This window comes from Natronolimnobius sp. AArcel1, from assembly GCF_011043775.1.
GTDB lineage: Archaea > Halobacteriota > Halobacteria > Halobacteriales > Natrialbaceae > Natronolimnobius.
In genome coordinates, this window is the sequence record NZ_JAAKXY010000001.1 from 821,320 (window position 1) to 832,965 (window position 11,646).

Annotated in this window: 12 protein-coding genes and 1 rRNA gene; 5 read left to right on the top strand and 8 right to left on the bottom strand. The window is 59.4% G+C overall.

Annotated features, from left to right (window positions below; genetic code table 11):
* Positions 1–36 precede the first annotated feature (36 nt).
* Both G6M89_RS03965 and G6M89_RS03970 read right to left on the bottom strand, forming a co-directional pair.
* Complete coding sequence (locus G6M89_RS03965; protein ID WP_165160485.1) at positions 37–1,482, bottom strand: DUF402 domain-containing protein; 1,446 nt, start codon at positions 1,480–1,482, stop codon at positions 37–39.
* Complete coding sequence (locus G6M89_RS03970) at positions 1,479–1,862, bottom strand: hypothetical protein (RefSeq protein WP_165160486.1); 384 nt, start codon at positions 1,860–1,862, stop codon at positions 1,479–1,481. Before G6M89_RS03970 ends, G6M89_RS03965 begins: the two co-directional genes overlap by 4 nt.
* Positions 1,863–1,984: 122 nt before the next feature.
* Between G6M89_RS03970 and G6M89_RS03975 the strand changes: the two genes are divergently transcribed.
* Positions 1,985–2,998 carry a PrsW family intramembrane metalloprotease gene (locus G6M89_RS03975; protein ID WP_165160487.1) on the top strand — a complete coding sequence of 338 codons (1,014 nt, stop codon included), beginning with the start codon at positions 1,985–1,987 and terminating at the stop codon, positions 2,996–2,998.
* 74 nt (positions 2,999–3,072) lie between these two features.
* Positions 3,073–3,417 carry a hypothetical protein gene (locus tag G6M89_RS03980; RefSeq protein ID WP_165160488.1) on the top strand — a complete coding sequence of 115 codons (345 nt, stop codon included), beginning with the start codon at positions 3,073–3,075 and terminating at the stop codon, positions 3,415–3,417.
* Between the two features lie 25 nt (positions 3,418–3,442).
* On the opposite strand, the gene G6M89_RS03985 is transcribed toward G6M89_RS03980, so the two are convergent.
* The gene (locus tag G6M89_RS03985) at positions 3,443–4,048 is read right to left on the bottom strand and encodes a riboflavin synthase (protein ID WP_165160489.1); all 606 of its coding nucleotides are present in this window, start codon (positions 4,046–4,048) and stop codon (positions 3,443–3,445) included.
* Positions 4,049–4,159: 111 nt separating this feature from the next.
* On the opposite strand from G6M89_RS03985, the gene G6M89_RS03990 reads away from it, so the two are divergent.
* Together G6M89_RS03990 and G6M89_RS03995 are read left to right on the top strand one after the other, a co-directional pair.
* Positions 4,160–4,423, top strand: coding sequence for a hypothetical protein (locus G6M89_RS03990; protein ID WP_165160490.1), 264 nt, complete (start codon positions 4,160–4,162; stop codon positions 4,421–4,423).
* 27 nt (positions 4,424–4,450) lie between these two features.
* Positions 4,451–5,584, top strand: coding sequence for a hypothetical protein (locus G6M89_RS03995; protein WP_343162618.1), 1,134 nt, complete (start codon positions 4,451–4,453; stop codon positions 5,582–5,584).
* An 11-nt stretch (positions 5,585–5,595) separates the two neighbouring features.
* Here G6M89_RS03995 and G6M89_RS04000 read toward each other — a convergent pair whose 3' ends face one another.
* The 3 genes from G6M89_RS04000 to G6M89_RS04010 form a co-directional block, all read right to left on the bottom strand.
* Positions 5,596–6,711 (bottom strand): M24 family metallopeptidase, encoded by a 1,116-nt coding sequence (locus G6M89_RS04000; protein ID WP_165160491.1) that lies wholly within the window; start codon positions 6,709–6,711, stop codon positions 5,596–5,598.
* Between the two features lie 11 nt (positions 6,712–6,722).
* Positions 6,723–8,609, bottom strand: coding sequence for a UvrD-helicase domain-containing protein (locus tag G6M89_RS04005; RefSeq protein ID WP_165160492.1), 1,887 nt, complete (start codon positions 8,607–8,609; stop codon positions 6,723–6,725).
* Between the two features lie 470 nt (positions 8,610–9,079).
* Positions 9,080–9,262: an HVO_0416 family zinc finger protein gene (locus G6M89_RS04010; RefSeq protein WP_165160493.1), complete on the bottom strand. Its 183-nt coding sequence runs from the start codon at positions 9,260–9,262 to the stop codon at positions 9,080–9,082.
* Positions 9,263–9,437: 175 nt separating this feature from the next.
* On the opposite strand from G6M89_RS04010, the gene G6M89_RS04015 reads away from it, so the two are divergent.
* Positions 9,438–10,274 (top strand): molybdopterin-synthase adenylyltransferase MoeB, encoded by an 837-nt coding sequence (locus tag G6M89_RS04015; RefSeq protein WP_165160494.1) that lies wholly within the window; start codon positions 9,438–9,440, stop codon positions 10,272–10,274.
* A 37-nt stretch (positions 10,275–10,311) separates the two neighbouring features.
* Here the strand turns inward: G6M89_RS04015 and G6M89_RS04020 are convergent, their stop codons facing one another.
* Both G6M89_RS04020 and rrf read right to left on the bottom strand, forming a co-directional pair.
* Complete coding sequence (locus tag G6M89_RS04020) at positions 10,312–11,295, bottom strand: hypothetical protein (protein ID WP_165160495.1); 984 nt, start codon at positions 11,293–11,295, stop codon at positions 10,312–10,314.
* Positions 11,296–11,419: 124 nt separating this feature from the next.
* Positions 11,420–11,541, bottom strand: a 5S ribosomal RNA gene (gene rrf / locus G6M89_RS04025).
* Positions 11,542–11,646: the final 105 nt, after the last annotated feature.

Here is an 11,646-nt window from a genome sequence, read left to right on the forward strand (position 1 = left end):
TCATCCCAACGCGCGCTGACTGTTTGCAGTGACGACTTACGGCGACAACGCACGCTCGACCGCTTCGGCCACACTTGTTGCCTTCGCTGCCAACGACTCGGAGACGAGTCCATCCGAAACGGCGGCCTCGAGTTCGTCTGCATCGACGATTTCGACGGTCCCATCGGGCGTCCGGATCACGTCGATGTAGAGGTCGACGTATCGCGCTTCGTCCGGAAACAGTTCGACCGGCGTGCAGATGTTGACGTAGGTGCCTTTGGTCGACCCATCCGCCGCTTTGTACGTCGTCGGATACCACCAGCGCCCCTCGCGGAACTTCGTCACCGCAACGTCGCCATCTTCTTTGGGCACCTCGAGTGCGTCGTAGCTGCCGCCGCCACGCATCGAGCGCTCGAGCGTGAGCGAGCCATCTGCGTCCCAGTTGGTGACCTCGCCACGTCCAAGCGAGATGTGTCGCCCGTCGGGTTTGCCGTGGCCGATTGCGAGCCGGTCGCCTGCGGTCGGGCCGAACTGCTGTGAGACGGCGTCGAACGGGAACGCGTCGTCAGCGGTGTCGTTCTTGTCGGTAGTTGAACCGAGAATCCCCTCCGCGAAGTCGACGGCTGCACTCGCTGCTCGATCCGCGGCTTTCGTCCGATGGTGACCAGGCATCGTCGTTTCGACCTGCCGACGCTCAGCGTCCAGCGCAAACCGAGACTCGCGGCCGAACCAGCACCACGCCGTCGCTCGAGGCGTCGCTAGCTCTGTCGGCTCGCCATCCGAGGGACCCTCGGGCGCTTCGGCGAGTGCGACCTCCAAGGCGTTCGCTCGCTCGATGATCTGTTCGAGCGCAGTTCCCATCGCCTCGAGATCGGCGTCAAGTGCGCTATGCTCCCAGTACAGGCCCCAATCGTCCGGAACCGATGGCGAGAGCAGGTCGGTCATGCCGACGAGTTCGGTTGCGCGCTCACCTCGTCCGGCCGCGGAGACGCCAGTTCGGTCCTGCGAGAGCGAGCAGAGCCCGCCTTGAACCTCGAGCGTCGGCTGAACTCGCGGCTCGTCGTCGGCCCACGGCGGCGTCGGTTCTGTGACCTGGACGCGATAACGATTGCCCTCATCGACGTAGCCATCGACGTCGTCGTACGGCAGGTAGCCGCGTCGGCCGTCGCCGAGGTCCACTGTTGCACCGCCACCGCCCGCGGCGTCGATCACCTCAGCGTCGAACACCGCCGCACGCGGGACGTCGTCATCCCAACGGAAGGTGTCGATTTCGAGGCCCTCGAGTTCGGTGAGGACGGTTTCGACCGCCTCGCGGTTGCCAGAGACTTCGAGTCCCTGTCGGTCGCGTGTGGTCTCGATACGAACGTCGGCTGGTGCGGTCTCGAACTCGTCGTCGAAACGTTCCTGAATCGGGTCCGAGGCCTGGACAACCTCGAGGCCGTTTTGCTCGAGGCGATGGGTGATCGCGGTGGTGTAAATCCCACGGACGCGAACCGTCGTCATTGGAGTGTCTCGCGGTCGGCCGCGAACCGGACCCGGTCGTGAATCGTCGGCCCAAGCGTGAGTTCGACGTACTCTTCGTCTGCATCGAGAATACGGCCGTCCTCAACGAACGCACCCCATGTCTCGAAGCGCAGCCAGCCGCGCATCTCGGCTGCGTGTGTCGTCACGTCGAGGAAGTCAACCGAGTGTTCTGGATAGTCCGTACTCGAGTGAGCCATATCCATGTCCGAGTAGACCGTGTCGTGGCGGTCGAAAAAGTCCGCAAGCGCGTTCGCGTCGGCATCTACCGCCTCCGCGATTGCCGTCGACGCCGTCTCGAGGTCTGCGGTCTCGAGGCCGACGGCACGCAGCGCCTGTTGCGTTCGCTGGTCGAAGTGCATAGGGAGGAGTTAGAACGGGTGCAACTTTGCTGTGTGGTTTCTCGGTTCGCTGGCGGTGGCGCTCGGCCTCAGCACGTCCATTCGGACCGAACGCTTACCGGAAAGGGCACTGTAGAGCCAGTATGGCGCGCAAGCGCGACCCAGTCGAGCAAGCAGACGATCAGTCCCGAGACCTCTATGAGGTGTCGACGTGGGAGCCACGCTCGGCGCTGGACCGCCTCTCGTCGCTCATTTATTCGTTGCTTAGCTACGGGTTTCAGGGCATTGTTGTCGGCGTCGCGCTCATCATCACCCTCGTGTTGCTCATCCAGCCAGGGGTTCTCGTGCTCGAGGATCCGGTGCTTGGCATCTTTTTCGGGCTATCTGTTGTCCCCGCAGCATTGCTGGCTGGCTTCATCTGGTATACGGATATTACGTCGAACGAGCCGCTGAGTCTTCTCGTGGCGACGTTCGTGCTGTCGATTCTCTTTGCGACGTTCGCCGGCGTCGTCAACACGTATACGCAGCCGTACTTTCAGGCGATACCGTTGGTCGGACTCGTCCTCTATTTCTTCCTGATCGTCGGTCCCGTCGAAGAGGTGGTAAAGCTGCTTGCGGTCCGGATGTACGCCTACCGGAGTGACTCTTTCGACGCAGTTATTGACGGCGCAGTCTACGGCGCGGTCGCCGGACTTGGCTTCGCCGCGGTCGAAAACATGCTCTACATTTCTGCTGAAGTTGCGACGGCTGAAGCCAGTCCATTCGCGGCGGCAACTGGCATTACGACCGTCCGTGCACTGGTCGGACCCGGCCACGTCATCTTTTCGGCAATCGCCGGCTTCTATCTCGGCCTCGCGAAGTTCAATCCTGACAAGGCCGGGCCAATCGTCGTCAAGGGACTGCTCGTCGCTGCGGTCGTCCACGCGATGTACAACGTCACCGTAGGAGTTATCCCGGGCATGATTACGACATTGGTTCCGGTTAGCTTTGGACTGGCATTTATCGCCTACGTGATCCTCTATGACCTCACCGTCGGCTACTACCTCTATCGGAAGATTTCTCGCTACCGACGAACATACCGCGAGGTCAGAGACGACACCGGCGACCCACCAACCGCAGAACTCACCGAGTTCGATCCGCCAAATCGACAGCCCTGACCGCCTTCTACAGCCGTCCTACCAACAGGGACATTCATGAGAACATATATTTCACTGGGCACAAAACTGTCGGTATGGTTCTCGCTTCGGTCGTCGCATTCGTTGTTGCACTGCTCGCCGGTGGACTGGCGATCTATATCGGTGCGGCAGTTATCGTCGACGCCGACGACTACGGCCACGCGGTCGTGACGGCTCTCTTCGGCGCGATTGCGTGGGCATTCACGGCCTGGATCCCGTTCATCGGCCTGTTTATCGCCCTGTTCGCCTGGATATGGGTCATCAACTGGCGCTATCCCGGCGGTTGGGGCGCTGCCGCAGCGATTGGGATTGCGGCTTGGGTCGCTGCTCTCGTGATCCTGTTCGTGCTCAATACCGTCCTCAACCTCGGCGTTGGCGCGTTCGGCGTCCCCGGCGCCTAAACGGAATCAGCCCAACAAAAATCGCTTACTCGAATCGCGCTTCTACCAGTCGTTCGACGTACTTCGAGAGCACGTCGACCTCGAGGTGAACCGAATCACCTACGTCTTTGTCCGATAGCGTCGTCAACTCGTACGTTGTAGGAATAATAGCGACAGTCACAGTCTCCGCTGATTTGTCCAGAGCAGCGACAGTCAAACTGATCCCATCCAGCGTGATCGAGCCCTTTTCGACGACGTAGCGTGCGTACCCCTCAGGGAGGTCGAACTCGAAGAACCAGTCTTCGTCGACGGATTCGACGCCCGTCACCGTCGCCACCGCGTCGACATGGCCCTGCACGATGTGGCCGTCGAAGCGCCCATCGGCTGGCATCGCCCGCTCGAGGTTGACCGAGTCGCCGACTGCGAGCTCACCTAGATACGTCCGTTCGACGGTTTCGGTCGCCAGGAACACTTCGAACCACGAACCGTCTTCGAACTGCTCGACCGTGAGACACGCACCGCTGACACTGATGCTCTGGCCGTGTGTCAACCCCGTCGCGACTGACTCTGCACGAATTCGAAGCCTGAGGCCGTCGCTAGTCCGTTCGCGCGTCGCGATCTCGCCGGTTTCCTCGACGATTCCCGTGAACATACGCGGAGATACCAGCCCACAGCTAAAGACGTTCTGAATCCGAGACGCGTTCCAGTTCCGTGATGGGTGCAGTCGGCGGTCTTTTGGGAATCGCCACACTACCACGCAGCAATGGCCGGTCTCATCGAGACGATCAAATTTGCGGGCGTGCTCATCTTTGCACTCCCTGCTGCGCTTGCTGGCCTCGAGTTCCTGCTCGTTCGCGGGCAGACGTTCGTCGGGGTCGGATTACTTATCCTCGCGGCTGGACTCCTCGTGCTCCAGCGATATCTCACGACACCAGGTGATCTGCCGGGCGTTGCCGCAAAGCGCGCCGTCAGTTCGATCGTGGACAACCCAGAATCCGAAGAGGACGAACGCCGACCACGGGACTGATTTTCCCGGTGTCACAGACGACACCAAGTGACGAAACAGATCGGTGGTGGCTATTTGGTCGTCCGCGCTGTCGATATCTCGATGGTCGACGGCGACTCCGTACTGCAGGACGCTCGAGAGCGACTCGGAACGTCCGGACGGCGAATCGATCGGTCGGAACAGAATCGAATCAAACGCTGGATCTTGTTCGACGGGAACCGTGAACGGGTGGCCGTCGGACTGCTCGCGATCGTGTTCACCGGATTGCTCGTCCTTGGCGGTCTCTGGCCCATCGAGTATCAGGAACTGTTGAGCGAGACGACAATGGTCCAGACGGTGTTCAACACGCTTTTGAGCGGGACGATCTTGCTGGTCTCGATCGTGGTTTCGATCGCCGCCGTCGGCATTTCTCAGGAACTAACCTCACTTGGTAATCAATCCGAGCGCGTCGAGACGACAATCGAGTTTCAGGGCCAAATCGAAGACCACGGACTCGTCGAAGTGAGTCCGGCGCGACCGGGACAGTTCACCGCGGTCGTCCTCCGATCGATCAAAGACCAGGCCGACGAGTTACAGCGACTCGACGGCAACGCAGACGCCGATCGGGAACCCGATTACCGGGAGGACGTCGACCGACTCCGTGCGGACATCCACGCCAACACAGAGGAAGTGTTGACAACTCTTTCACGCGTCCCGTATGGGTCGACGGACGAACTGCTCACCGGATTGAACTACGACTCCTCGTGGCAACTCTACCAGTCGCGACGCATCCTCACGAAGTACGACGAGCAACTTACCGACGACGAGCGAGCAGTCATCGCAGACATCATGGACACGCTGCGCACGCTCATGGTCTGTCGCGAATACTTCAAAACCCTCTACTATAAACTCGAGCTCTCAGATCTCTCGACGACGCTATTGACGGTTTCGCTGCCGACGATTGTCTTCATCACGTACGTGCTGCTCGCACTCGACACCGGGCTCTTTCCGGATGTTTCTATCTTCGGCTACACGCCGCTGACCGTCTTCATCAGCCTCGCATACACCATTGCACTCACCCCGTACACCGTCCTCACCTCGTACGTATTCCGGGCAGCGACAGTGACCAAACTAACACCAGAAGAAGGTCCGTTCGTCCTCGATACGGAACGAGAGACAGCCTATGACGACCCTGAACAGTGAGTCGCATCAATTCACTCCAGAAGCGCCGCCGGCTCGAGCGAGCGCGATGGTGCGCCAATCCACGACACGCCCTCCTCCTCCTTGGCGAGCACGTCTGCAAGTCGAAGCCACTGTCCATCCGCAAGTTCAACAGCCGCCTCGAGGCAGACAAGTGACCCAGGTTCGATCGAATCGGCACCTGCACGCGGTCGCTCAGCAGGCTCGAGACCGATTCCTGCGACTCGTGTTTCGATCTCACCATCCTCACCAAACGCTCGAATTTCGGCCTCGAGGTCGGCTTCGACGGCTCGAATCGATTCGGGTCCGGCCGTGAGCATGGACTGACTCGAGCGAAATGCCTGCGTGAGCGCAACGTGGGCGCGGCGCTCGCGGCCACCATCGCTGTCGACAACGAACGTCCGGATAAGTCGACCGTAATAGCCCGCGGGGCCGCGTGGCTGGACAATGACTGTGAGTGGCTCACCCGGTTCGAGTGCTTGGGTTGGTGTCTGTGCCTGTCCCTGTTTCACCGTCGAGTTCCCTGCGGGAAAGCCACCCGCAGACACGATTGCCTCGTCGATTGCAACGCGAAGTGACTGGGCAGTCACCGGCGTTCCATCCCGCTCGAGGCACCCATCGGTTACTGTCGCACCCGCAATGATAGCGGCTCCCCGTTGCAGTCCCTCGCGTGCGGCCACCTGTGCCGTCTCGATGGATGGCCGCTCACGAGCCGTTTTTACCGCCCGCGCCCGATCACACACGTCGCTCGAGGCCAGTGTCAATCCCGCTGCCTCGAGATGTAACGCCGCGTCGTGGGGGATCGTCGCTGGCGTCAAAACTGTCCGCTCGCCGTATTGATCGACGAGTGCATCACCGAGTGCCGTCGCTGGATGTGCGCCATTGTCTCCGAAGACGGCCCACTCCGTGCCATCGTAGCCGAGTGCAACGACTTGGGTTTGGTCGTGTGTGGGGTGGTCCTCGAGTGCCGACAGACAGTACTGGACAACCGGCGTCTGAGCCTCCCCGACAGTGACGGCTGCACATGCGCCTCGGTCCTCGAGTGTCTCGTCAATGTGTGACTCGATGTGGCGTCGGTGCGCATGGATCCGTTCAGTTCCCTCGTGGGAACCGCGCTCATAGTCCTCCATTGCCCCGTCAGTCACGGCGCTTCGGCTTCAATCTCGTCGCTTTCCTCATCGCTGCTCTCACTGGCATCGACGTACTGCTGGGCTTCTTCGACCAGGTCCTCGAGTGGCTCATCGGTGAGTTCGTTCTTTAACAAAACATCGATTGGCAGCGTCGGTGCGCCATCAACGAGATTCTCGAGGAGGACAAGTCGTTCGCGGGCACGGGACATCCCGACGTAGAAGACACGTCGCTCGTTATCGGTGAGGACGGGAACGGGCGAAGTGGTTTTCGTGAACTCTTCGACACCGGGAACGTCCTCGGGGTCATCGACGGTTGCAACCATCTGTTCGACGACCTTTTCGGTCAGGTCAGTGCCGACGATGACGTGGTCAGCTTCACGACCCTTTGCGGAGTGGATGGTGCCGACGCGGACGCGGTCGGTTTCCATGCCGCGGTACTCGCCGATTGCAAAGTACGAGCGAATGCTCTTTTTCTGGAAGTTCGTCACCTTACGGACCATATCCGACGCAGAGGCGCCATCGGGCATGAACGGCACGTGGTCTTTGATGACACGTGACGGGATCATCAGTTCTTGAAGGTCCTCGATACCGGCTTCCTCTTGGCGCTCGTCGATTGTATCGAACAGTTCATCGCGCTCGTTCGTGCCAAACGCCGAGTCCTGCAACATATCGGCGAGGCGTCGTGCCTGGAGGCCAGTCACGTCATCGCCGTTATCGATTGCTTCGACCGCACGCACGTATTGGGTCAGTCGATCAGTCCACATCCGCTGGTCGGTCAACGAACTGAATGGCACACCCTCAGTGATGAACTCATCGATGAACTGGAACATCTGGTAGCGTGCCCGGAACAACACCATCACCGAGCCGTCGCTCTCAACGAGCGTTCGGCGGACGTTGCGTACAACATCGAGCATCGAGGCGTTCGCTCGCGCTTCGACCGCACCGCCTTCCTTGCGCGGTTTGAGGTCTTTGTCCTGACGCTGGTCGATATGGCGAATCTCCTGATTGACCGCGTTCAACACGTTCGAGGGCAATCGATAGGAGTTCGGGAGAATAATGTCATCGTCGACGTCCTCCTCGAGCAAGAGTGCGGGATCGGCACCCTGCCATGAATACACGACCTGGTCGTCGTCGCCGGCGATCAGCACCTGCTCGACGTGCGGTTTCCACTCTTCATAGACATCGTACTGCAGCGTCGTGATGTCCTGAAACTCGTCGATCACCAGGTAGTCGACGCTTGGAATCAACGAGCGCTGTTTGACGCGCTCGAGCATGTCTGCAAAGCCAATCTTGCCCTGTTCGCCCTTGTAGGTGCGCCAGCCGCGAATCGCCTCGGGAACGTCGATCCGGTCGTCGTCGCTCGGCCAGGTTGGCGTGTACTTATTGCCTTCCTGGGCATTCGAGTCAATCTCTGGAGGAAGGCGAACCTCCTCTTCGTCCCACTGGAAAGGCACGTCGTACCAGTCCGAAACGTCACGGCTCGTTCGCTGGAGCCACTGACTGGTCGCGATAATCTTGTTTCCGATCGTCGTTGACCGCGCCGTTCGGCGGCCAGCACCCGAGTACTCGTCTTCGAACTCGAGGCCGAAGTCCTCACAGAACTCCTCTTTTTCGGACTCGCCAATAACGTCGTTTCGAGAGAGATCCAACAGATCGTACGCTTTGGCGTGCATCGTACAGACGTTGCCCTGGAGTGCACGTGGACTCTCGTCGAGTCGCTCAGCCAGTCGTTCACGAACCTCCTGTGCGGCCGCTCGCGTGTACGAGACGACGAGGATGTCCCGGAACGTCACGCCATCCTGCTCAAGAATTTCTTCGACGTGATCCAGAAGTGCGGTCGTCTTCCCGCTGCCCGGACCACCGAACAACCGGGTCACCTTCGTCTCCGTAGTAGCCATTGTACCCATTCAAGAGCGCGACACTCTTAAGTGGCGTGGGTTCTTTCGAATGTAATTCCGAGAAGAAGCGACGAGAAATAAATATGACCATACACCACTTACGAGGATGGGTTTCGCGGCGATCGCGCTCGCCGAATCTCTGCCCCATCGCGGATTTTGTCTTGACAATCCGGGCACACACGTGGATTATCGACCCCACGCGGTGTAAACACGCGTGCGTAAGTGTCAGTTACGAACGACCCACAGTTCTGGCATTCCGGCATAGTTTCTCAACAGATTTATCCGCAACCACACGCCATAATTGTATCGCCCATATGCAGTAGAATAATTAACCCCCACCGAGGACTCTACCTCAGTGCAGTGACCGCATCGCTATTTGGTCTGTACCGTGGCTTCTAAAAACGCCGGAATGGCGCTGAGTGTGGCAATTTTATGCTATTCGTGCGGAGAGGATACCGGTTGATCGAGTGCTAGTGTCTCGGATCCCACCCACAGACGGTACAGGTCGTTGCAGACTCATCATGAAGCCCGCCACAATCTGGACACTGCTTTTTGTTATACTCTTGTTCCCATCCACTCTCCTCGACGGAGTGGCCGCGGTTGGTCAGGAACTGGTCAAAAACATCGTCGGCATCAGTGGGTGAGGATGCCATGAGCGTGACAATGACTTACACAGTATTAAGTTGTTGGGTTGGTACGAGAGGCTGCCTCATTCTTGTGCGTATGTAACACACTCGAGCGTGATTGTTCATGCGCCCTCTCAAATGGTCTATCGAGTCGATGGAACTGACCCGCGACTTTTTGCCACTCTCACCCCAACACCCGCCTATGAGCGATCTCCGCCTCAACGCAACCCAACTCGATCGCTACTCGAGACACGTCATCATGGACGAAATCGGCCCCGATGGACAACAGCGACTGCTCGAGGGCAGCGTCCTCGTCGTCGGTGCAGGTGGGCTTGGCTCACCAGCGATCCAGTACCTCGCCGCAGCGGGTGTCGGTCGCCTCGGCATCGTCGACGACGATACCGTCGAACGATCGAATCTCCAGCGCCAGATTATCCACGCCGATGCCGACGTTGGCCGCCCAAAAGTCGAGAGCGCAGCCGACTATGTCGCCGCGCTCAACCCCGATATCGACGTCGAAACATACGACACACGGCTCTCTCCATCGAACGTCGCAGCACTCGTTGACGACTACGACATCGTCCTCGACGCAAGCGACAACTTCCCCACTCGCTACCTGCTTAACGACCACTGCGTTCTCACGAACACACCGCTTTCACACGGTGCAATCTACCGATTCGAAGGCCAGATTACGACCTTCTCGAACGCTCGTACCGGCGACTCGAGTCCACCATGCTATCGCTGTCTCTTCCCTGAAGCCCCCGAACCCGGTACGGTCGCAGACTGTGCCACAACCGGTGTCCTCGGCGTTCTCCCCGGGACTGTCGGTTGTATCCAGGCCACCGAAGTCATGAAATATCTTCTCGGAAACGGCGACCTCCTCGAGGGGCGACTGCTCATCTACGATGCAATGGAAATGAGTTTTGAGCCAGTCGAAATCCGACACAACCCGGCCTGTCCAGTCTGTGGTGACGACCCCGAGATTACATCCGTCGAGGACGCAACCTACGACGGAACCTGTTCACTTTCGGCCGACTAACACAGATCCTCAGTACTCGATCCGGGCGTTCCGTCTCTCACCCACAGCCGCGATACGTTCTGAGCCGTCCACTCAACTTTCCCATGCCGATCACCGCCAGGCACGCAATAAATGCGATCGTCCCGAGTTTCCCGCCAGCCCCATCAAAGGCCGGCATCACCGCCAGATACACCACTCCACAGACTCCGCCCGCAAGCCCAACGTGAACCGTGTCGAGACGTGCCAGACTCGACATTCCAACAAACGACGCACAGAACGCAACCGCCGCAAGCATCGATCCAGTCGAACCCGAAAACACCAGCGGAAACGAAATGCCAGCGACGACACCAACCACTCCAGAGCCGACAACGGCCCCCAACCCAAGGCGAGTACTCACAAGAACCGTTACTACGGCACCCACAACCGCAACCGGAACCACCCACGCAACGGCCTCCCACGCAGGCACGCCACCGTCACCGTACTCGAGACCCGTCAGCGCAATCATCGATACACACCCACACATCGCAATCGTCCCGAGCTTCCCGCCCACACCACCGAATACCTCGGTTGTCGCCACGAACACCCCTCCAGCGATCATCCCCGCAAGAACGAGATACTCGAGTGACGGTACGACTGCTGGCGAAGCCATCCCAACAAACGACCCACAGTACACCTGGGCACCGACTTTCGGGACCGCGAGACCAGCGCCGACGCCAACAACCGCAGACGCAAGCACCGGTCCAACTCCAACCGAGGCACTCAACACAAACGTGATCACTGCCCCGACGACGACAGCACAGACCGTGATCAGATCCTGACGCGTGACCCACTCACTCGAGTGATCCGTCTCACTCAATCGCTCCCGTTCACTGACAACTGAAACCGATCCCACAACGAGGAGCCCAATCCCTGCCCCAATCGTCCACCTCGAGGACGGTGACCCACTCCCAATTGCCACGGCGAGTAACACAGCAGGTGTTCCGAGCAAGGCAATGAGACCTGCAAATTGAATCGGTTCGACTGAGTGGTTTCTCCCCGCCACGTTCACACCTGCAGTCACCAGAACGGACACGAGTACGTTTCGATTCACTCGAAGTGTGAGCAGGAAGAAATACAAAACGCTCCGCGAGCCAGCGCGATGGCTCACGAAGCGAAATGTTGTATGAATGGGGCGGCGAATCAACGTTCCCAGAGGGTCGCCCACTCCAGTAGTTGCCGATACGCAGGCGAGCTTATCTTCCGTGTTCGGGATGGGTACGGGAGGCACCTCGCCGCTCTGGCCGCCAAACGCCGATCGACGGAATCGAACCGTCAGTACACCGGAAGACCTAGTCTTCCGAGCCTTGGACATCCGTCCAAGATACCGTAATCGGTGTCTCCAACCGTGTGTATG